Origin of the sequence: Microbacterium sp. 22215 (assembly GCF_052045655.1) — a bacterium.
Classification (GTDB): domain Bacteria; phylum Actinomycetota; class Actinomycetes; order Actinomycetales; family Microbacteriaceae; genus Microbacterium; species Microbacterium phyllosphaerae.
Genome location: NZ_JBQEPC010000002.1, coordinates 80,147 through 101,304, shown reverse-complemented (window position 1 = coordinate 101,304; position 21,158 = coordinate 80,147). Strand labels below are relative to the sequence as shown.

Below are 21,158 nucleotides of genomic sequence, written 5' to 3'. Positions count from 1 at the left end.
GGTAGCGAGAGCATCCGACATCCGGAAGGGGATGCTCCGGTGCGGCGCGGGACCGAGGAGGCCGCGCACCAGGAGTAGCGTTGAAGGGTGCAACAGGTTCCCCGCTCCCCCGTGACCGACCCGGGGTGGAGGGCCTGGCTCATCTGGGGCGTGGGCGTCGCGGCCTACGTTCTCGCGATCACGAACCGCACCTCCTTGGGCGCTGTCGGAGTCGAGGCCGCCGATCGATTCCAGGCCGATGCGTCCACGCTCGCGCTCTTCGCCGTGGTGCAGCTCGCCGTCTACGGCGGCATGCAGATCCCGATCGGCATCCTGCTCGACCGCTTCGGGTCCCGCCCGATCATGACGGTCGGCATGCTGCTCATGGCGGCCGGCCAGCTCACCATGGCGCTCTCCCCCAGCATCGGGATCGCCGTCTTCGCGCGCATTCTGCTCGGGGCGGGCGATGCGGCGATCTTCCCCGCAGTACTGCGTCTCGTCGCCACGTGGTTCCCCGCGCAGCGAGGGCCGATCATGGTGCAGTTCACCGGCATCATCGGCCAGGGCGGCCAGCTCATCGCCCTCGTCCCCCTGGCCGCGCTCCTGCACGCGACGACCTGGACGATCACGTTCGGCAGCATCGCCGGGCTCGGCGTGCTGTTCACGATCCTGGTCGCGCTCCTCATCCGCAACCACCCCGCCGCACGCGGCGCCGACGTCTCCGTCGACACCGACACGGGCGTGATCCGCGTCGTCACCTCGGCGATCGACACGGGCGTCGGCATCCGCGCGGCGTGGGCGCACCCCGGCACGCGGCTCGCCTTCTGGTCGCACTTCACGACGCCGTTCGCGGGTACGGCCTTCATCCTGCTCTGGGGAATGCCGTTCCTCACCGCAGCCCAGGGCCTCGACACCGCTCATGCGGCCGGGATCATCTCCGTGTACGTGGTCGCCGGAATGGCTTTGGGGCCGATCATCGGAGACCTCTCGAGACGGCTGCCCAATCAGCGCTCGGTGGCGCTCGTCCTCCCTGCCGTCGGGGTGCAGTTCGTCGCGTGGGTCGCCGTCATCGCCATGCCGGAACCCGCGCCGATCTGGCTCCTCTACGTGCTCGCGGTGGCCCTCGCCACGGGTGGTCCGGCCAGCATGATCGCCTTCGACCATGCCCGCACACACAATCCGTCGCATCGCCTGAGCACGGCGACCGGCGTGACCAATGCCGGTGGCTTCATCGCCGCCCTCATCGCGATCTGGCTGATCGGGCTCGCGCTCGACGTCCAAGGCGCCGGAACGCCGGAGACCTACTCGTTCGAGGCATTCCGGATCGCGTTCCTGATGCCCATCCCCCTCTGGATCCTCGGCGTCGTGTTCATCGTGATCGAACGAAAGCGCACGCGCATCCGGATGGGCCTGGATCCCGAGAAGCGGCGCTGACAGCTTCTAGGATGAGGCGCATGTCCTCCGCCTTCACGTTCTCGAACGACCCGTCCCTGATAGACCGGGACCTGGTGCACCACTGGCTCAGCGTCGAGTCCTACTGGGCGCAGGGCAGGAGTCGAGACACGCAGGACGCCGCGATGGACGCGTCGCGGAACTACTCGGTGCGCGATTCCGATGGGCGGCAGGTCGCGTACGCCCGCGTCGTCACCGACGGGGCGACCTTCGCGTGGCTGTGCGACGTGTTCGTCGACGAGGCGGCACGCGGCAACGGGGTGGGTCGGATGATCGTCGAGGGCGTGATTCAGGACCTGCAGGATTCGTCGACGGTGAAGCGGATCGTGCTCGCCACAAGCACCGCGGACGGCCTGTACGCGAAGTACGGTTTCGCGGAATCGTCGGGGCCGAATCGCTACATGATCAAGCAGATGCCGCGGGACTGACCGCCCGATCGAGCGATCGTCCGATCGTTCGATCGAGCGGTTCAGCGCCCGGGGCGTCTCAGCGGCGTCCAGCCGAACGGCACCGGGCCGTCGAACGCGGCCCGTTCGCGGTCGGCACGGTCCGACCACCCCTGCGCCTCGCCGGGCGTCTCGAAGGCCCCACGCGCGACGCGCAGTCCGACGTCCTCGTGGTGCATCCGTGGTGCGCCCCCGCGTCGGACCGAGGCCCGGACGCTCCAGGAGTCGTCGGCGAAACCACCCCCGCGGAATACGCGGTAGTCGCCGTACCGGGCGGGATCGAGGAGGTCCCAGCACCACTCCCAGACGTTGCCGAGTGTGTCGAACAGGCCGTGGAGATTGGGCAGTTTGCCTCCGACGTCCTGCGGCGTCGACACTCCGTCTGCGCTGGTCCATGCCGCATCGGTGAGCGGAGCATAGTGCGGTCCGGTCGAGCCGGCGCGGCACGCGTACTCCCATTCGGCCTCGGTCGGGAGCCGATAGCCGTCGCCGGTGGCGTCCCAGGTGACGTCTTCTCCGTTGAACCGATAGACCGGGTCGAGTCCCTCCCACTCGGACGCGGCGTTGCAGAAGTGGACCGCGCGCAGCCAGCTCAGATCCGCAGCCGGTCTGCGTGGGTGCGTCGAGGGGATCGGTAGCACCTCGGCGAACTGCTCCTCCGTGATCGGGAACACACCGATCTCGAAGTCCTCCACGACCACGGTGCGCTCGACCTTGCGCCGCGCGTCGTGCAGAGTCACCGAGCCGCCCGGAATGCGGCGCATCTCGATGTCGGTCACGCCTGGGGTGCTCTCTCTACCCAGTCCGCGTACTTCGCCGCGCGTCCGTCCCCGGAGGACGTACGCGTGACGCGCCGCCTCACCCAGGGGCCGACGAACTCCCGGTAGTAGGCGAGGCCGGCCGGGCCACCCGCCGTGAGTGCGGTCGGCGACCACCACGACGACGGTGGCTCGAAGCCGAGGCCCTGAAGCACCCGGGCGGCGACCCGGTGGTGTCCCGCGGCGTTCATGTGCAACCGATCCTCTGACCAGTACTTCGCATCGGCGAGCTCGCGATCAGGCCAGTTGAGCGCGCGCACCACGTCGTCGCGCCCCTCGACCCTGCGAAGGACGGCATCGGAGAGCTGGTCGCCGCGGCGCTGCACGAGCGAACCCATCGGCAACTGCCCGCTGGGGTTCGCACCCGACAGCAGGATCAGCGTGACACCCTCTTCGTCGCACCGTCGAAGCACTCGACTGAACGCATCGGCGATGTGCTCGAGATCGGTCCGCGGGCGGAGCATGTCGTTGCCACCGCCGTTGAAGGAGAGATGGGTGGGGCGCAGCGCCAGCGCCGGCTCGAGCTGCTGCTCGACGATGGGCCAGGCCAGCTTGCCGCGGATCGCGAGATTCGCATAGCTGATCGAGTGCCCGGCGGCGTCGGCCCATCCCTGGGCGACCAGGTCGGCCCAGCCCCGCTCGCGTCCGTCCGGCAGCACATCACCCACTCCCTCGGTGAAGGAATCGCCGATGGCCACGTAGCGCACGTCTGTCACCACGACAGCCTATTCCCGCCCACGGACATGTGGCCGCATCAGCGGTCGTCGAGCGCGACTCCCCGTCGATCGACCAGGCCCCACGCCGCAGCGGCTGCTGCCACGAAGCACGCTCCGAACACGGCGAAGAGTACGGGTGCTCCCCCGGCGACGAGGATCACGGGTACGGCGAGAGGAGCCACGATCGAGGCGATCCTCCCGACACCCGCGGCCCATCCGGAACCGGTCCCCCGGAGCGACGTCGGATAGATCTCGGGGGTGACGGCATACAGTGCGCCCCACGCGCCGAGGTTGAAGAAGGACAACGCCATGCCCGAGGCGATGATGGCAGCCTCCGTGGTCGACGTGCCGAAGAACACCGCCGAGACGGCGGACCCGATCAGGAACACCGACAGGGTGGTCCGGCGCCCCCAGACCTCGATCAACCAGGCGGCCACCGCGTATCCCGGCAGTTGAGCGAGGGTGATGATGAGGGTGAACCCGAACGAGCGGACGAGATCGAAACCCGCATCGACGAGGATGCTGGGGATCCAGATGAACGCACCGTAATAGGCGAAGTTCACGCAGAGCCAGACGATCCACAGGCACAGCGTGCGGACGCGGAACTCGGCATTCCAGAGGGTCGTGAGACGCGCCCTGGTGGTGACGGCGATCGCGCGGGAGACAGGCTCGCGCCTGATCGCCGGGCCCGGCTCGACACCGGCATCCGCTTCGAACGTCGACACGATCCGATCGGCCTCGGCGATGCGTCCCCGCGAGGCGAGCCAGCGCGGTGACTCCGGCAGCCCCCAGCGCACGATCAGCGCGTAGACGGCGGGGATCGCGCCGAGCGCGAAGGCCCAACGCCAGCCGTCGTCGGATGCGGGGATCACGAAGAAGCCGATGAGCGCTGCAGCCGTCCATCCCAGCGCCCAGAACGCCTCGAGAATGACGATGAGGCGCCCCCGGATACGCGCCGGCGCGAACTCGCTCACGTATGTCGAGGCGACAGGGAGCTCGGCGCCGAGACCGAGCCCGACGAGGAACCGCAGGACGAGAAGCGCGGCGAGTCCGCCGACGAGTGCGCTCGCCCCCGTGGCGATGCCGTAGATGAGGAGCGTGAGTGCGAAGACCTGGCGTCGCCCCAGGCGGTCGGCGAGAAGGCCGCCGAGCGTCGCGCCGAGAGCCATGCCGATGAATCCGACGGATGCGATCCAGCCGGCATCCGTCTTCGTGAGGCCCCACTGCTGGGTGAGCGCCGCGAGGATGAACGAGATGAGTCCGACATCCATCGCATCCAGCGCCCAGCCGACTCCGGAGCCGGTGAGCAGGCGCAGATGGCGACGCGTGAACGGAAGCTCGTCGAGACGCCCGGCGATCGATGCGCGGCTCGGCAGCGCGGTGTTGGCCATTCCTACATCGTAGGGGCGCACACCGAGCCGCCGAGCCTGTGGCTCAATCGCGGTCGGCGAGCAGCTTGCGCACGCGCGGGATGACCTCGGAGCCGTACAGCTCGATGCTGCGCATCATCGCCTCGTGCGACAGGGTGCCCGTGGCGTACTTCATGTCGAATCGTCCGAGTCCCAGCGTCGTGACCGTGTCGGCGATCTTCGCGGCGACGCGCTCGGGCGAACCGACGTACAGCGCGCCGGCGGGGCCGATGTCGTTCTGGAATCGCGCGCGGCTGTAGGGAGGCCACCCGCGCTCGCGTCCGATCGTGTTGTTCATCGCCTCGAAGCCCGAGTACGCGGCCTCCCACGCCTCGTCGTCGGTGTCGGCGATGTGTCCGGGTGAGTGGACGGCGATCGGATGCGAGGTCGTGCCGAACGACGCCACCGACCGGTGGTAGAGGTCGACGAACTGCCGGAACCGCCCCGCGGGGCCTCCGATGATCGCGAGCATCAGTCCGAGTCCGTGTCGCGCCACGCGCACGACCGACTCGGGGCTGCCGCCCACGCCCACCCACGTGCGCAGACCGTTCGCGGTCTTCGGGAAGACGTTCGCGTTCTCGAGAGAGGCGCGCATGGAGCCTGACCACGTCACGGGCTCCTCCTTGAGCAGTTCGACGAACAGCTCGAGCTTCTGCTCGAAGAGCGCGTCGTAGTCGCGGAGGTCGTACCCGAACAGCGGGAACGACTCGATGAAAGAGCCACGGCCGAGCACGACCTCTGCCCGTCCGTTCGAGAGCGCGTCCAGAGTCGAGAAGCGCTCGAAGACACGCACCGGGTCGTCCGACGACAGCACGGTCACCGCGGTACCGAGGCGGATGTCCTTCGTCCTTCCGGCGATGGTCGCGAGCACCATCTCGGGGGCCGAGACGGCGAACTCGGTGCGGTGGTGCTCCCCCACTCCGAAGAAGTCGACGCCGACGCTGTCGGCCTGTTCCGCCTGCTCGACGATGTTGCGGATCGTCTGCGCTCCTGAGAGGAGCTCGCCGTCGGCGCCCCTCGTGATGTCGCCGAAGGTGTCCAGCCCGAACTCGATGCTCATGTCAGCCCTTTCTATTCAACTGAATGAACACGGTGCGCGCTGGACTCATTCCCTCATCGTGCGAGAAGAGCGGTCCGAAGCGTGTCGAGGCCGACGCCGCCCATGTCGAGAGCTCGCTTGTGGAACTCCTTGACGTCGAAGTCCGCTCCGCGCTCCGTCTGGTAGGCGTCACGCACCTGCTCCCAGATGCGCTGTCCGACCTTGTACGACGGTGCCTGCCCCGGCCAGCCCAGGTAGCGGTTGACCTCGAACTGCACGAACTGGTCCGACATGTTGACGTTCTTGCGCATGAAGTCGAGGGCATAGTCGGCGTCCCAGGTGCCGTCGCCGTCGAGACGGGGCTTGCCGAGGTGCACGCCGATGTCGAGTACGACGCGCGCCGCGCGCATCCGCTGCCCGTCGAGCATGCCGAGTCGATCGGCCGGGTCGTCGAGGTATCCGAGCTGCTGCATGAGCCGTTCGGCGTAGAGCGCCCAGCCCTCGGCGTGACCGGACGTACCGGCGAGCAGTCGCCGCCATGAGTTCAGCTCGGCGCGGTTGTACACGGCCTGTGCGATCTGCAGATGATGCCCGGGAACACCCTCGTGGTACACGGTCGTCAGCTCGCGCCAGGTGTCGAACTCGGTCACACCCTCGGGAACAGACCACCACATGCGTCCAGGGCGCGAGAAGTCATCGGTCGGCCCCGTGTAGTAGATGCCACCCTCCTGGGTGGGCGCGATCATGCACTCGAGGGTGCGGATCGCCTCGGGGATGTCGAAGTGCGTGGCGCCGAGTTCGGCGACCGCGCGGTCACTCGTCTCCTGCATCCAGTGCTGCAGCGCCTCGGTGCCCACGAGCTTGCGGGCGGGATCGGCCTCGAGGTGCGCCACGGCCTCCTCGACGGAGGATCCGGGGAGGATCTCGTTCGCGATCGCCGTCTGCTCGGCGACCATGCGGGCGAGCTCCTCGCGACCCCACTCGTACGTCTCGTCGAGATCGATGGTCGCTCCGAGGAAGCGACGGGAGTTCAGAGCGTAGAGCTCGCGTCCTACGGCATCGACCTCGGTCGCGGCGGGAGCAAGCTCCTCCGCGAGGAAGCTGCGCAGCTCGTCGTAGGCCACGCGGGCGGCCGCGGAGTTGTCGGCCAGGGTGCGAGCGAGGGATGCCGGGAGGTTGCCCTCCGCAGGCGCGGCGTCCGCGACGAACGCGGCGAAGAAGCCGTCGTCGGCCGTGTAGCGATCGATCTGCGTGGCGACCTCGACGACCTGCCGGCGCGCAGGCGTGACGCCCTCGGCGATGCCGGCCCGAAGGGTCTCGGTGTAGCCCCGGAGCGCGTCCGGCACGGCGGCGAGGCGAGTCGCGATGACCGACCAGTCATCCGCGGTCGCCGTCGGCATGAGATCGAACGCCGAGCGCACGTCCTGTGCGGCCGAGGCGATCACGTTGAGGTCGCGCAGGTGCCACTTCGCGTCGTGCAGCTCGAGGTCGAGGCTGAGCTCTGCAGACAGGTCGGTCTTGGTCACCTCGTCGATCGCATCGACCGGCTCGAGGGCGGCGAGCTTCGCGAGTGTGGCACGCGTGGCCGACGCGATCTCCTCATGCCCGGCCGGGCTCAAGTCGCCGAAACGGTCGTTGACCTCGTCGCGACCGATATAGGTGCCGAGTGTCGGGGCGAGCACCGCGATGGTGTCGACCCACTCATCGGCGACTTTGTCGATGGCAGACGGGGTGCGGGGAGAAGAGGTCATCCCTCCAGCGTAGCCCCGCCCCCTCCGCGCAGGATATCGGTGTGGTGCGCGTCGTCGACGATCAGTGCGCGGCCTCGTTCCAGTCGTGACCTCGGCCCACCTGCACGTCGAGGGGCACGGTGAGATCCGCCGCATCGCCCATGCGGGTCCGGACGATCCTCTCGGTCGCGTCCCATTCGCCCGGGGCCACCTCGACCACGAGTTCATCGTGGATCTGCAGGAGGGCGCGCGAGGTGAGGCCCTCGGTGCGCAGATCTTCGTGGATGTGCAGCAGCGCGATCTTCATGATGTCCGCGGCACTTCCCTGGATCGGTGCGTTGAGCGCAGCCCGCTCGGCGTTCTCACGCAGCACGCGGTTCGGGCTGGCGAGGTCGGGGAACGGTCGGCGGCGCCCGAAGATCGTCTCGGTGTAGCCGACCTCCTTGGCCTTCAGCACCGATGCACGGAGATAGTCGCGCACCGCACCGAACCGGGCGAAGTACTCGACCATCAGCTGCTTCGCCTCGGACTGCTCGATGCGCAACTGCTTCGACAGGCCGAATGCCGAGAGGCCGTAGACGAGCCCGTACGACATCGCCTTGACCTTCGTGCGCATCGCGGAGGTCACATCGCTCGGCTCGACACCGAAGACGCGCGCGCCGACGAACCGGTGCAGATCCTCGCCGCTGTTGAACGCCTCGATGAGGCCCTCGTCTCCGGAGAGGTGCGCCATGATGCGCATCTCGATCTGCGAGTAGTCGGCGGTGAGGAGGGCTTCGTAGCCGTCCCCCACCTGGAACGCGCTGCGGATGCGGCGCGACTCCTCGGTGCGGACAGGGATGTTCTGCAGGTTCGGGTCGGTGCTCGACAGGCGACCGGTCTGGCTGCCCGTCTGCACGTACGTCGTGTGCACACGAGCGTCGGCACCGATCGCCGTGTCGAGCGATTCGATGATCTGACGCAGCTTCGTGGCCTCGCGGTGCTGCAGGAGCAGGCCGAGGAAGGGGTGCGGGTGCGAATCCTGCAGATCGGCCAGCACGGCGGCATCCGTCGAGTACCCCGTCTTGGTCTTGCGTGTCTTCGGGAGCTGGAGATCGTCGAAGAGCACCTCCTGCAACTGCTTGGGAGAACCGAGGTTGAATTCGCGCCCCACGATGCCGAAGGCCTCCTGGGCGAGGCCTTCGGCGCGGGTCGCGAGCTCGCCGGAGAAGGTCGAGAGGACCTCGTGCGACACCGCGACGCCGGCGACCTCCATGTCGGCGAGCGTGATGAGCGTGGGCAGCTCGATGTCCGTGAGGACCTTCGCGACCGACTCGGGGATGTCTTCTCGCAGGGCATTCGCGACACGCAGGGCGAACCAGGCCTCCTGCGAGGGTGTGGCGCCCTCGGTCTCGGGAACCAGCTGCGAGGGATCAGCCTCGGGGAGCTTCTCGCCGAGGTAGCGCTCGACGAGGTCACCGAGCGTCTTGTCGGGGAAGCTCGGGCGCAGCAGCCAGCCGGCGAGGCTCGTGTCGTAGGCGAGTCCGTTGACGCGCACACCCTGCCGCAGCAACGCCTTCACCTGCGGCTTCGCGTCGTGGAGCACCTTGGGGCTCGTCGACTCGAGCCACGGCCGCAGTGCCGCGGCGACGTCGTCGTTCCAGTCGAGTTCGCGGAGTTCCTTCTCGGTCGCAGCGCCCACACGGGTGGGTGCTCCGCCCTGGACGAGGAGCCGTACTGCGACATCACCCGTCTGCGACTCCGCCCACGTGACGAAATCCGATGCGCCGACCTCGACGGGCTCGGGCAGGACGACCGCTGTGGCCGGGTCCTCGGCGACCTCGCCGGCTCCGACGGCGTCGAAGACGCGGGGCAGCAGCGTGCGGAACTCGAGGCGGGCGAAGATGTCACGGACTGCTTGCGCGTCGATCGGCGCCACCGCGAGGTCGTCGGGAGCGACGGGCAGCTCGACATCCGTCAGCAGCCGGTTGAGTCGACGGTTGCGCCGTACGTCCTCGATGTGGTCGCGCAGGTTGCCGCCCACGACGCCCTTGATCTCATCCGCTCGTTCGAGGAGATCGTCGAGCGAGCCGAACTGCGTCAGCCACTTCACGGCCGTCTTCTCACCGACCTTGGGAACGCCGGGCAGGTTGTCGCTGGTCTCGCCGACCAGCGCGGCGATGTCAGGGTACTGCTCCGGGCGCACGCCATAGCGCTCCTGCACGGTCACCGGGTCGTAGCGCTTGAGCTGCGAGACACCCTGAACCGACGGGTACAGCAGTGTCACATCGTCGGTGACGAGCTGGATCGTGTCTCGGTCGCCGGAGACCACGAGGACGTCGTATCCCTTCTCGGCCCCTTGAGTCGACAGGGTGGCGAGGATGTCGTCGGCTTCGACGCCCTCCTTCATCAGCACGGGGATCGACATCGCGGCAAGGCAGTCCTGCAGCAGCGGGATCTGGCCGCGGAACTCCTGGGGTGACTCCGACCGAGTCGCCTTGTACTCGGGGTACTGGTCAGTGCGGAACGAATGACGAGAGGTGTCGAATGCGATCGCCATGTGCGTGGGCTGCTCTGCCTTGATGAGGTTCACCAGCATCGACAGGAAGCCGTAGATGGCGTTCGTGTGCTGGTTGTCCTTGGTCGTGAAGTTCTCGACCGGAAGGGCGAAGAAGGCACGATAGGCGAGCGAATGGCCGTCGACGACCATGAGGGTAGGCTTTGCGGAGTCCGTCACCCTGTCAGCCTAACGAGGACGACAGACACCCGCTGAGGAGGATCCATGACCGAGACCGCGACGAGTGCAGGACTCGACTGGGCGACAGCCCGCGGGATGGGCGCACTCGCCCAGAAGATGGGCATGGAATTCCTCGAGTTCACAACTGAGCGTTGCGTCGCGACGCTCCCCGTCGAGGGCAACACGCAGCCGGTCGGCCTCATGCACGGCGGCGCCTATGTGGTCCTCGGCGAGTCGCTCGGCTCGATGGCGGCGAACCTCCACGCGGGCCCCGGCCGGCTCGCGGTCGGGGTGGACATCAACGCGACGCACACGCGCTCCGCGACGTCGGGCGTCGTGACGGGTGTCTGCACGCCCGTGCATCTCGGACGCAGCATCACGGTCCACGAGATCGTCGTCTCCGACGATCAGGGACGACGGTGCTCGACGATCCGGATCACCAACATGATCAAGGATGCTCCCGCGGCACGCTGAGCGGCTCTTCCAGCAGAAGCTGGAACAGCAGGTGGTCCTGCCACTCCCCCGCGATCCGCAGATACCGTGGCGCGAGACCGATGCGTTCGAAGCCGGTGCCGGCGAGCACCCGCTGTGACGCGAGGTTGTGCAACAGCGTCGCCGCCTGGATCCGGTGCAGATGCAGATCGTGTCGGGCGTGGGCGATGACCTCGCGCACTCCACGGGATGCCAGACCTCGACGCGCATGCGCGACGTCGATCCAGTACCCGAGGTCGGCGCTGCGGAACGCACCGCGGACGATGTTGTTCAGGTTGATACGACCGCGGATCTCGCCGTCGGTCGATTCGATGACGAAACGGGCGCCTCGGCCCTCGGCGGCATCCGCCAGACACTGGCGTACGTGCGTCTCCTGCCACTGCGCCGTGTAGAACTCGTCGTCGCGCAGAGGATCCCACGGCGCGAGGTGTTCGCGGTTCGCCGAGTACGCCTTCGCAAGCGCAACGCCGTCACCGGCGCGGACAGGCCGCAGAACATGCTCCGCGTCGAGCGGCAGCAAAGACTACTTCTTCGGCGCGAGCTGCTCGATGATCGCCTTGGCGACGTCCTGCATCGTGAGGCGACGATCCATCGACGCCTTCTGGATCCAGCGGAAGGCCTCGGGCTCGGAGAGGCCCATCTTCTCGTTCAGCAGCCCCTTGGCGCGGTCGACGAGCTTGCGGGTCTCGAAGCGCTCGACCATGTCGGCGACCTCGGCCTCGAGCGTGATGATCTGCTCGTGGCGAGCCAGCGCGATCTCGATCGCCGGCAGCAGGTCGTTCGGGGTGAACGGCTTGACGACGTAGGCCAGCGCGCCGGCCTCGCTCGCACGCTCCACGAGCTCCTTCTGGCTGAAGGCCGTGAGGAGGACGACGGGAGCGATGTTGCCCTTGTGCAGCTTCTCGGCCGCGCTGATGCCATCGAGCTGCGGCATCTTGACGTCCATGATGACGAGGTCGGGACGCAGCTCGGTCGCCAGTGCGACCGCGGTCTCACCGTCTCCGGCCTCACCCACCACATCGAAGCCGTTGTCGCGGAGGATCTCGACGATGTCGAGACGGATCAGCGACTCGTCCTCGGCGACGACGACGCGTCGGGGTGCGGATGACGTGGGCTGCTCAGCTGCCTGTTCTTGCTCGGTCACAGATCCATCCTAGTGGAGACGACCTCCGAGGACCCCGATGGCGCGGCGAGTGGCCGTGATCACCGATCCTCTGCGATAAAGTCGAAGACGCGACACACGAGCCGGCGTGGCGGAATGGCAGACGCGGAGCACTCAAAATGCTTTGTCCGAGAGGGCGTGTGGGTTCGAGTCCCACCGCCGGCACAACAGGGATCAGATGCTGATCCACACCTCTCCGTCGATCAGCAGATAGCGATCGAGGGCGGGCGCCATGGCCGCATGGAGTTCACGTTCTGCCGTCGCGGGGTGATCTGCCTGCAGGACCCCCTCCGGCACCGTCGCACTGATGATCGCGCCGAGGTTCTCGTCTGATGCGGCCACGGGCAGGCCGCCGATGAGCAATGGCTCGTATGCCCGGTCGCCGTGGATCCGCTCGCCCTCGCGCGCCGCGATCGTCTCTGCTGAGCGGGTCTGCGCGAGGTAAGCGGGAACACAGGCGATCGCGTCGTAGGTGCGGAAACGACGCTTCAGTCGGTACCGCACCCCGATGCTGCCCGGCTTCAGAGGCGGCAGCGAGTCGGACGAGGCCGTCTCGACGGGATCGAGGCGAGACGCGCACGGCTCGACGGACACCGGTCGGGCGATCTCGGGTCGCTCGTCCACGGCGGGTTCGATGGTCAGGTCATCCATGGGTGCGGGGCAGACGTGTCGACGTGCGGAGGTCTGCGCCTGCACCAGAGTACAGGTCTGCGCCTGACAGCCCCATGGCCGAAAGTCGAGGGTTTGCGCGGACCCGCGCCGAACCGGCGCTGCTCATCGCTCGGACAACGCTGCGACCTCTGCGACGACGCGAGGGTCCGCGAGGATCCGGAAGTGTCCCCCGGTCTCGATTCGCACGTTCTTGCGCGCACCGATCAGCTCGCTGCCCTCGGGGATGTGCGGGTCGAAGGCCGCGTAGACCGAGACGATCCTCTCGTTCACCTCGAGGTGCGCCGCCAGCTCGACGATCGACGGGTCCGAAGGGGAGAACGCCCACAGCGAGCGAACAGGCAGCAGGCGGGCGTAACGGGATCCGCCGAACGGCGTCGCGACCGCGAGCATCGCACGGATGCGCTCGCCCGCGGCGCCGGCCATGGCGAGCTTCCCCGCGAGTCCGCCCTTGCTGTGCGCGACCACGATCACGTCGGTCATCCGGTTCGTCTCGAGGAACTCCTCCACGACCCGGGCCGCGTCGTGCACCGGCCGCCGATTGTGTGCGAGGGCGTCGAGGACGTGGACGGGATGCCCGCGATCATGCAGTGCGGTGATCAGCGGCTGCATGAATCTCCAGGTCTCGTAGACGCCCGGGAGGATGAGGAGCGGCGCAGCATCGCCGCTCGCGAAGGCATCCGCCTCCTGCCGACCGAACGCCGCCCGGAACTGCCAGTAGACGGCGTATGCGTAGTCGGCGATCCACCAGCCCGCCTTCTTCACGAGATCGATGATCCACTCCCCTGCCACTCTCGCCGACGCGTGTGCGTCGTGCTCGACGATACGCCGGAGGCGATCGCGTGCGCGGCACCGCCCTGGATACGACGAAGGGGCGGAACTGTCGTTCCGCCCCTTCGCTGCGATTCGATGTCAGACCGTGGCTTCCTTGTAGATCGGAGCCGCGCCGTTGACGGCGTCTCCGACCTTGTGCACTCGGATGTCGTTGGTCGAACCCACGATTCCGGGAGGGGAACCGGAGATCACGACGACCTTGTCTCCCTCGACGGCGAGGCCGCTCGAGAGCAGGTAGTCGTCGACCTGCAGGTACATCAGGTCGGTGTGCTGGACCATGTCGACGAGCTTCGACTGGATACCCCAGGTCAGCGCCATGCGGCGGCGGATGTTCGGCTCGGGGGTGAACGCGATCATCGGGATGCGCGAGCGCAGTCGCGACAGGCGACGCGCCGAATCCCCCGACTGCGTGAAGACGCAGAGATACTTCGCCTCGACGAACTCGGCGACCTCGAGGGCAGCGAGAGTGATCGCGCCACCCTGCGTGCGGGGCTTGGTGGTCAGGGGCGCGATGCGCTCGAGACCGTGCTCCTCGGTCGACTCGATGATGCGGGCCATGGTCTCGACGACGACCACCGGGTAGTCGCCCACGCTCGTCTCGCCCGACAGCATCACGGCGTCGGCACCGTCGAGCACCGCGTTCGCGACGTCCGAGGTCTCGGCGCGCGTCGGCACGGGGCTGTTGATCATCGACTCGAGCATCTGCGTCGCGACGATGACCGGCTTCGCCATGCGTCGTGCGAGCTCGACCGCGCGCTTCTGCACGATCGGCACGGCCTCGAGCGGGAGCTCGACGCCGAGGTCGCCGCGGGCGACCATGATGGCGTCGAACGCGTCGACGATCTCCTCGAGCGCGTCGACGGCCTGCGGCTTCTCGACCTTGGCGATGACGGGGACCTTGACGCCCTCTTCCGCCATGATCTCGTGCACGCGGCTCACGTCCTCCGCGTTGCGGACGAACGACAGCGCGATGAGGTCGGCGCCGATGCGCAGCCCCCAGCGGAGGTCGTCTTCGTCCTTCTCGCTCAGTGCGGGGACGTTGACGGCGACACCGGGGAGGTTGATGCCCTTGTTGTTGGAGACGGCACCGGCGACGATGACCTTCGTCGTCACGGTGACACCGTCGGTCTCGACGACCTCGACGCGGACCTTGCCGTCGTCGATGAGCAGGAAGTCGCCCGGCTTGACGTCCTGCGGCAGGCCCTTGAAGGTCGTGCCGCAGATGTCCTTGTTGCCGATGATGTCTTCGGTCGTGATCTTGAAGATGTCGCCCTTGGCGAGCTCGTAGGGGCCGGCCTCGAACTTGCCGAGACGGATCTTCGGGCCCTGCAGGTCGACCAGGATGGCGACAGCGCGGCCGGCGTCGTCGGCTGCACGGCGAACGTTGGCGTAGTTGTTCTCGTGCACGGAGTAGTCACCGTGGCTGAGGTTCAGACGGGCGACGTCCACGCCGGCGTCGATGAGTGCACGTACGGTCTCGTACGTGGAGGTAGCGGGTCCCAGGGTGGCGACGATTTTCGCGCGTCTCAAAGATTGCTCCAGGGTAGTGGGGGATGGAAATCAGGCGACGGTGCCGCGGCTCAGCCTACGCGGGCTGGAGGCCGATAGCGATTTCATGCGGACGCACCGGCTCGGGCAGCACGGTGGTTCCCATGAGGAACCGATCGACGTTCGCCGCGGCCGCACGGCCTTCGGCGATGGCCCAGACGATGAGCGACTGCCCGCGGCCCGCGTCACCGGCGACGAACACGCCGGGGACGGTGGACTCGTAGCTGTCGTCTCGACGGAAGGCACCACGGTCGGTCAGCTGCGGAAGCGTGTCCTCGGTGTAGCCGTCCTGCTCGGGGCCGGTGAAGCCCATCGCGATGAGGACGAGATCCGCGGGGATCTCGCGCTCTGTGCCGCTCTTGGGCACGCGACGACCGTCGATGAACTCGGTCTCGGCGACGCGCAGTGCACGGACCTCGCCCACATCGTTCGAGAGGAACTCGACGGTGGAGGCGAGGAAGACGCGCTCACCGCCCTCTTCATGGGCGGAGGCGACCTCGAACAGCGTCGGCATCATCGGCCACGGCTGGTGCCCCGGACGCTCGGTGCCGGGCTGCTTGCCGATCGCGAGGTTCGTGACGCTCAGCGCACCCTGACGGTGGGCCGTGCCGATGCAGTCCGCACCGGTGTCACCGCCACCGATCACGATGACGTGCTTGCCCTCGGCCGTGATCTGCTCGGGGACCTTGTCGCCGGCGACCGCATGGTTGGACTCGACGAGGTACTCCATCGCGAAGTGCACGCCGTCGAGGTCGCGGCCCGGAATCGAGAGGTCGCGAGGAACCGTCGATCCGGTGGCGATCACGATCGCGTCGTAACGAGCACGCAGGTCGGCCCAGGAGATGTCCTTGCCGATCTCGACGCCGGCGCGGAAGCGCGTCCCCTCCTCCTGCATCTGGCGAAGGCGCGACTCCAGCTGCCCCTTCTCCATCTTGAAGTCGGGGATGCCGTAGCGCAGCAGACCGCCGATGCGGTCGTCACGCTCGAAGACGGCGACCGTGTGGCCGGCGCGGGTCAGCTGCTGTGCGGCTGCCAGCCCTGCGGGGCCGGAGCCGACGACGGCGACCGTCTTGCCGGTCAGGCGTGCGGGCGGCTGCGGCTCGACCCAGCCCTTGGCGAAGGCCTCGTCGATGATCGAGACCTCGATCTGCTTGATCGTCACCGCCGGCTGGTTGATGCCCAGCACGCACGAGCTCTCACACGGGGCGGGGCACAGACGACCCGTGAACTCCGGGAAGTTGTTCGTGGCGTGCAGACGATCGATCGCCGCGCGCCCCTCACCACGCCAGGTCAGGTCGTTCCATTCGGGGATCAGGTTGCCGAGCGGGCAGCCCTGGTGGCAGAACGGCACACCGCAGTCCATGCAGCGACCGGCCTGACGCTTGAGCACCGCCTGATCGCCCGCCTCATAGACCTCTTTCCAGTCCATGATGCGCACCGGCACGGGGCGACGCTTGGGGAGCTCACGCTCCGTGGTCTTCAGAAAGCCTTTGGGGTCAGCCACCGGTCACCTCCAGGATGCGGTTCCAGACGATGTCGCCGTCGGGGTCGATGCCCTCGGCGACTGCTTCCTCGCGCATGCTGCGCACGGCGGCGTAATCCCGCGGAAGCACCTTCGTGAACTGGCCGGCGGTCTCATCGAACCGCGCCAGGATGTCGGATCCGAGCGGCGATGCCGTCTTCTCCACGTGAGCGACGATCAGGCTGCGCAGGACCTCGAGGTCGGCCCGGTCGAGGGGCTCGAGGCGCAACTCGCCGCTGCCGAGCGATTGGGCGTTCACCTTGCCGGTGTCGAGCGAGTGGATGTAGGCCACTCCCCCGGACATGCCGGCTCCGAGGTTGCGACCCGTCGAGCCGAGGATCACCGCGACGCCGCCGGTCATGTACTCGAGCGCGTGGTCGCCCACGCCTTCGACGACCGCGGTCGCACCCGAGTTGCGAACGAGGAACCGCTCGCCCACGACGCCCGAGAGGAACATGGTTCCCGCCGTCGCGCCGTAGCCGATGACGTTGCCGGCGATCACGTTCTCGTGCGGCGCGATGGCGGAGCCCCGTGCCGGGCGGATCGTGATGTCGCCGCCGGAGAGGCCCTTCCCGACGTAGTCGTTGGCATCGCCTTCGAGGCGAAGCACGATTCCGGAGGGCAGGAACGCGCCGAGCGACTGACCGGCGGTGCCGTGCAGGGTGACGTCGATCGTGCCGCTGGGGAGCCCCGCAGCGCCGTGACGAGACGTGACCTGGTGGCCCAGCATGGTGCCGACCGCGCGCTCGGTGTTGGCGATGGGCAGCTCGACCACGACGGGCTCGCCGTTGAGGAGAGCAGGCTTCGCGATGTCGATCAGCTGCACGTCGAAGTGCTTCTCGAGCTCGTGATCCTGCGTACGGCGGTTGCGGCGCGGCTCGCTCGCGGGGAACGCGGGCCCTTCGAGCACGGGGCTCAGGTCGAGACCCTCCGCCTTCCAGTGCTCGAGAGCCGCGTTCGCCTCGATCAGCTCCGCGCGGCCGACGATCTCGTCGATCGAGCGGAAGCCGAGCTCGGCGAGCAGCTCGCGCACCTCTTCGGCGATGAACTCCATGAAGTTCACGACGAACTCGGGCTTCCCGGTGAAGCGTTCGCGCAGAACGGGGTTCTGGGTCGCGACGCCCACGGGGCACGTGTCGAGGTGGCAGACGCGCATCATGATGCATCCGCTAACGACGAGGGGGGCGGTCGCGAAACCGAACTCCTCTGCGCCGAGCAGCGCACCGATGATGACGTCGCGTCCGGTCTTGAGCTGGCCGTCGACCTGCACCACGACGCGGTCGCGCATGCCGTTGAGCATGAGCGTCTGCTGCGTCTCGGCGAGACCGAGCTCCCACGGGGTTCCCGCGTGCTTGAGGGAGTTCATCGGGCTCGCACCCGTGCCTCCGTCGTGTCCTGACACGAGGATGACGTCGCTGAGCGCCTTTGCGACACCGGCGGAGACCGCTCCGATGCCCGACTGGCTGACGAGCTTCGTGTGGATGCGCGCCTCGGGGTTCGCCCGCTTCAGGTCGAAGATGAGCTGCTTGAGGTCTTCGATCGAGTAGATGTCGTGGTGCGGCGGGGGCGAGATCAGACCGACGCCCGGCGTTCCACCGCGGGTACGTGCGACCCACGGGTACACCTTCTGCGGCGGCAGCTGACCTCCCTCGCCGGGCTTGGCGCCCTGGGCGAGCTTGATCTGGATGTCGTCGGCCTCCGTGAGGTACAGGCTCGTGACGCCGAAGCGACCGGATGCGACCTGCTTGATCGCGCTGCGACGCTCGGGGTCGAGCAGGCGATCGGTGTCCTCGCCGCCCTCACCGGTGTTCGACTTGCCGCCGATCCGGTTCATGGCGATGGCGAGGGTCTCGTGCGCCTCCTTGGAGATCGAGCCGTAGCTCATCGCCCCGGTGGAGAATCGCTTGACGATCGCGGACACGGGCTCGACCTCGTCGAGCGGCACCGGCTTGCGGGTGCCTGTGCGCAGCGTGAAGAGACCGCGCAGCGTCTTGAGCTCGGCCGCCTGATCGTCGACGAGCTTGGTGTACTCGCGGAAGATGTCGAAGCGACGCTCGCGCGTCGCGTGCTGGAGCTTGAAGACGGTCTCGGGGTTGAAGAGGTGCGGGGAGCCGTCGCGACGCCACTGGTATTCGCCACCGGTCCAGAGACGCTCGTGTGCACGTGCGGCCTCGTCCTCGGGGTAGGCGTAGTCGTGACGTGCCTGGTTCTCGATGAAGATCTCTTCGATGCCGATGCCACCGAGCTTCGACTCGGTGCGCGTGAAGTACTTGTCGATGAACTCCTCGCTCAGGCCGACAGCCTCGAAGACCTGTGCGCCGGCGTAGGACGACACGGTCGAGATGCCCATCTTCGACATGATCTTCAGCACGCCCTTGCCGAGTGCGTAGATCAGGTTGCGGACGGCCTTCTCGGGGCTGATGCCGGTGATGTAGCCGGTGCGCACGAGGTGCTCCACCGTCTCCATCGCGAGGTACGGGTTCACGGCCGATGCGCCGTATCCGATCAACGTCGCGACGTGGTGGACCTCGCGGACGTCACCCGCCTCGACGATCAGACCGACCTTCATACGGTTCTCACGGCGGATCAGGTGGTGATGGATCGCCGAGACCATGAGCAGCGACGGGATCGGGGTCAGATCCTTGTTCGAGTCGCGGTCCGAGAGGATGACGAACTCGGCACCCTGCGCGATGGCCTCGTCGACCTCGTCGTACATCTCGGTGAGACGCTTCTCGAGCGTGTTCGAGCCCGCGTCGAAGTGGTAGAGACCCTTGATCGTCACGCTGGAACGGTCGGGCAGCGCCTTGTCGATGTGGCGGATCTTCGCCAGCTCGTCGTTGTCGATCACCGGGAAGTCGAGAGAGACGGTGCGCGTGTGGTCGGGACCCCACGTCAGCAGGTTGCTCTCGGGGCCGAGGCCGAGCTTCAGGCTTGTGACGACCTCTTCGCGGATCGAGTCCAGCGGCGGGTTGGTGACCTGCGCGAACTGCTGCGTGAAGTAGTCGAAGAGCAGACGGGGCCGCTTGCTGAGAACCGCGATCGGAGTGTCGGATCCCATCGCGCCCAGAGGCTCGACGCCGGTCTGACCCATCGGGGTCAGGAGGATCCGCACCTCTTCCTCGGTGTAGCCGAAGGTGCGCTGGCGGCGCGTGATCGACGCAGGCGGGTGCACGATGTGCTCGCGCTCGGGGAGGTCGGCGAGACGCACGGATCCGGCATCCAACCACTCCTGCCAGGGGTGCATCGTGGCGAGATCGCGCTTGATCTCCTCGTCTTCGATGATGCGCTTCTGCGACGTGTCGACGAGGAACATCTTGCCGGGCTGCAGGCGCCCGCGACGCTTGATGCGCTCGGGCTCGAACGTGAGCACACCGGTCTCGGAGCCGATCACGATCAGTCCGTCGGTGGTCTCGGTCCAGCGCCCGGGGCGCAGGCCGTTGCGGTCGAGGGTCGCGCCGACCACGGTGCCATCGGTGAAGATGAGGGCGGCGGGGCCGTCCCACGGTTCCATCTGGTTCGAGTGGTACTCGTAGAACGAGCGCAGCTCCGGCGAGATGTCGGACTGCTTCTCGTAGGCCTCGGGCACCATCATCATGATGGCGTGCGGCAGGCTGCGTCCGGTGAGGGTGAGCAGCTCGAGCACCTCGTCGAAGGAGGCCGAGTCGCTGGCCCCATCGGTGCAGATCGGCAGCAGCGGAGCGACGTCGCCGAGCAGCTCGGACTCGAGCTGGGACTGACGGGCGCGCATCCAGTTGCGGTTGCCGCCGACCGTGTTGATCTCGCCGTTGTGCGCGAGCATCCGCAGCGGCTGCGCGAGCGGCCACGACGGGAACGTGTTGGTCGAGTAGCGGGAGTGCACGACGGCGAGCTCCGACATGAAGCGCTCGTCCTGCAGGTCGGGGTAGAACGGCTCGAGCTGAAGCGTCGTGACCATGCCCTTGTACCCGAGGGTGCGGGCGGACAGTGAGACGAAGTAGGCGCCGAGCTCGTGCCCAGCGCGCTTGCGCAGACGATAGGCGACTCGGTCGAGCGCGATGCCCGTGAGGGGTGCCTGCGAGTGCGTGGCTCCCCCGGCGCTCACGAAGAGCTGCTCGAAGGCGGGGCGTGCCTCGTCGGCGAGCTTTCCGAGGTTGTCGTTGACCGTCGGAACCTCGCGCCATCCGAGGACGCGGAGGCCCTCGGCTCGGGCGATCTTCTCGATCCCGGCCTTCTGCTGGCGGCGTTCGCTGGAGTCGCGCGGGAGGAATGCCAGACCCGCGGCGTACTCGCCGACCGGGGGCAGTTCGAAATCGGTGACCGCACGGAGGAAGGCGTCGGGCATCTGCGTCAGGATGCCTGCACCGTCTCCGGTGCCGGCATCCGAGCCGATCGCACCACGGTGCTCGAGGTTGCGCAGCGCTTCGAGCGCCAGCGCGATGATGTCGTGGCCCGCTTCACCACGCAGGGTGGCGACCATGGCCAGGCCGCAGGCGTCCTTCTCGAACGCCGGGTTGTACATGCCCTGCTTCGGGGGGTAAGCGCCGGAAGCGCCGTAGGGAGGCTGAAAATACACCAGTACCGTCCTCAGATCTTCGGATGACCCGGGGGCGTCATTGGCCGGGTGGATGCGATGGGGTCCGCACGGAC

General features: G+C 67.7%; 16 protein-coding genes and 1 tRNA gene. 4 read left to right on the top strand and 13 right to left on the bottom strand.

Features of this window, described 5'->3' with window-relative positions; translation table 11 throughout:
- The first annotated feature begins 87 nt into the window (after nucleotides 1-87).
- Together ACTJKH_RS03695 and ACTJKH_RS03690 are read left to right on the top strand one after the other, a co-directional pair.
- Nucleotides 88-1,413 (top strand): MFS transporter, encoded by a 1,326-nt coding sequence (locus ACTJKH_RS03695; RefSeq protein ID WP_210097938.1) that lies wholly within the window; start codon nucleotides 88-90, stop codon nucleotides 1,411-1,413.
- 20 nt (nucleotides 1,414-1,433) lie between these two features.
- Nucleotides 1,434-1,859 carry a GNAT family N-acetyltransferase gene (locus ACTJKH_RS03690; RefSeq protein WP_440735802.1) on the top strand — a complete coding sequence of 142 codons (426 nt, stop codon included), beginning with the start codon at nucleotides 1,434-1,436 and terminating at the stop codon, nucleotides 1,857-1,859.
- Between the two features lie 41 nt (nucleotides 1,860-1,900).
- Here the strand turns inward: ACTJKH_RS03690 and ACTJKH_RS03685 are convergent, their stop codons facing one another.
- The 6 genes from ACTJKH_RS03685 to polA all read right to left on the bottom strand — a co-directional run bounded on the left by ACTJKH_RS03685 (nucleotide 1,901) and on the right by polA (nucleotide 10,305).
- Nucleotides 1,901-2,656, bottom strand: coding sequence for a formylglycine-generating enzyme family protein (locus ACTJKH_RS03685; protein ID WP_440735801.1), 756 nt, complete (start codon nucleotides 2,654-2,656; stop codon nucleotides 1,901-1,903).
- On the bottom strand, nucleotides 2,653-3,402 hold the full coding sequence (locus ACTJKH_RS03680) for an SGNH/GDSL hydrolase family protein (protein WP_259161741.1): 750 nt from the start codon (nucleotides 3,400-3,402) through the stop codon (nucleotides 2,653-2,655). The genes ACTJKH_RS03685 and ACTJKH_RS03680 overlap by 4 nt, the downstream gene beginning before the upstream one ends.
- A gap of 47 nt (nucleotides 3,403-3,449) precedes the next feature.
- Complete coding sequence (locus ACTJKH_RS03675; protein WP_440735800.1) at nucleotides 3,450-4,802, bottom strand: MFS transporter; 1,353 nt, start codon at nucleotides 4,800-4,802, stop codon at nucleotides 3,450-3,452.
- A gap of 43 nt (nucleotides 4,803-4,845) precedes the next feature.
- On the bottom strand, nucleotides 4,846-5,880 hold the full coding sequence (locus ACTJKH_RS03670; RefSeq protein ID WP_440735799.1) for an LLM class flavin-dependent oxidoreductase: 1,035 nt from the start codon (nucleotides 5,878-5,880) through the stop codon (nucleotides 4,846-4,848).
- A 53-nt stretch (nucleotides 5,881-5,933) separates the two neighbouring features.
- Nucleotides 5,934-7,610 carry a DUF885 domain-containing protein gene (locus ACTJKH_RS03665; RefSeq protein WP_440735798.1) on the bottom strand — a complete coding sequence of 559 codons (1,677 nt, stop codon included), beginning with the start codon at nucleotides 7,608-7,610 and terminating at the stop codon, nucleotides 5,934-5,936.
- 61 nt (nucleotides 7,611-7,671) lie between these two features.
- Entirely contained in the window at nucleotides 7,672-10,305 is a 2,634-nt protein-coding gene (gene polA / locus ACTJKH_RS03660; protein ID WP_440735797.1) for a DNA polymerase I, read from the bottom strand.
- Nucleotides 10,306-10,350: 45 nt separating this feature from the next.
- Between polA and ACTJKH_RS03655 the strand changes: the two genes are divergently transcribed.
- Complete coding sequence (locus ACTJKH_RS03655; RefSeq protein ID WP_210097945.1) at nucleotides 10,351-10,779, top strand: hotdog fold thioesterase; 429 nt, start codon at nucleotides 10,351-10,353, stop codon at nucleotides 10,777-10,779.
- Here ACTJKH_RS03655 and ACTJKH_RS03650 read toward each other — a convergent pair.
- Together ACTJKH_RS03650 and ACTJKH_RS03645 are read right to left on the bottom strand one after the other, a co-directional pair.
- Complete coding sequence (locus ACTJKH_RS03650) at nucleotides 10,754-11,317, bottom strand: GNAT family N-acetyltransferase (RefSeq protein WP_440735796.1); 564 nt, start codon at nucleotides 11,315-11,317, stop codon at nucleotides 10,754-10,756. The genes ACTJKH_RS03655 and ACTJKH_RS03650 overlap by 26 nt on opposite strands.
- 3 nt (nucleotides 11,318-11,320) lie before the next feature.
- On the bottom strand, nucleotides 11,321-11,941 hold the full coding sequence (locus ACTJKH_RS03645) for an ANTAR domain-containing response regulator (RefSeq protein WP_042536652.1): 621 nt from the start codon (nucleotides 11,939-11,941) through the stop codon (nucleotides 11,321-11,323).
- A gap of 100 nt (nucleotides 11,942-12,041) precedes the next feature.
- Here ACTJKH_RS03645 and ACTJKH_RS03640 point away from each other — a divergent pair.
- Nucleotides 12,042-12,124 (top strand) — tRNA-Leu (locus ACTJKH_RS03640).
- A 9-nt stretch (nucleotides 12,125-12,133) separates the two neighbouring features.
- On the opposite strand, the gene ACTJKH_RS03635 is transcribed toward ACTJKH_RS03640, so the two are convergent.
- The 5 genes from ACTJKH_RS03635 to gltB form a co-directional block, all read right to left on the bottom strand.
- On the bottom strand, nucleotides 12,134-12,610 hold the full coding sequence (locus ACTJKH_RS03635) for a hypothetical protein (RefSeq protein WP_440735795.1): 477 nt from the start codon (nucleotides 12,608-12,610) through the stop codon (nucleotides 12,134-12,136).
- 123 nt (nucleotides 12,611-12,733) lie between these two features.
- Entirely contained in the window at nucleotides 12,734-13,393 is a 660-nt protein-coding gene (locus ACTJKH_RS03630; RefSeq protein WP_440735794.1) for an esterase/lipase family protein, read from the bottom strand.
- 147 nt (nucleotides 13,394-13,540) lie between these two features.
- On the bottom strand, nucleotides 13,541-14,992 hold the full coding sequence (gene pyk, locus ACTJKH_RS03625) for a pyruvate kinase (protein WP_440735793.1): 1,452 nt from the start codon (nucleotides 14,990-14,992) through the stop codon (nucleotides 13,541-13,543).
- Between the two features lie 55 nt (nucleotides 14,993-15,047).
- Nucleotides 15,048-16,514, bottom strand: a complete 1,467-nt coding sequence (locus ACTJKH_RS03620; RefSeq protein ID WP_440735792.1) for a glutamate synthase subunit beta — start codon at nucleotides 16,512-16,514, stop codon at nucleotides 15,048-15,050.
- Nucleotides 16,507-21,030 (bottom strand): glutamate synthase large subunit, encoded by a 4,524-nt coding sequence (gene gltB, locus ACTJKH_RS03615; protein WP_440735791.1) that lies wholly within the window; start codon nucleotides 21,028-21,030, stop codon nucleotides 16,507-16,509. Before gltB ends, ACTJKH_RS03620 begins: the two co-directional genes overlap by 8 nt.
- Nucleotides 21,031-21,158: the final 128 nt, after the last annotated feature.

Coding starts and splice junctions, on each gene's coding strand:
- ACTJKH_RS03665 (WP_440735798.1), bottom strand. CDS start 7,610: ATGACCTCTTCTCCCCGCACCCCGTCTGCCATCGACAAAGTCGCCGAT.
- ACTJKH_RS03675 (WP_440735800.1), bottom strand. CDS start 4,802: ATGGCCAACACCGCGCTGCCGAGCCGCGCATCGATCGCCGGGCGTCTC.
- ACTJKH_RS03670 (WP_440735799.1), bottom strand. CDS start 5,880: ATGAGCATCGAGTTCGGGCTGGACACCTTCGGCGACATCACGAGGGGC.
- ACTJKH_RS03655 (WP_210097945.1), top strand. CDS start 10,351: ATGACCGAGACCGCGACGAGTGCAGGACTCGACTGGGCGACAGCCCGC.
- ACTJKH_RS03635 (WP_440735795.1), bottom strand. CDS start 12,610: ATGGATGACCTGACCATCGAACCCGCCGTGGACGAGCGACCCGAGATC.
- ACTJKH_RS03690 (WP_440735802.1), top strand. CDS start 1,434: ATGTCCTCCGCCTTCACGTTCTCGAACGACCCGTCCCTGATAGACCGG.
- gltB (WP_440735791.1), bottom strand. CDS start 21,030: ATGTACAACCCGGCGTTCGAGAAGGACGCCTGCGGCCTGGCCATGGTC.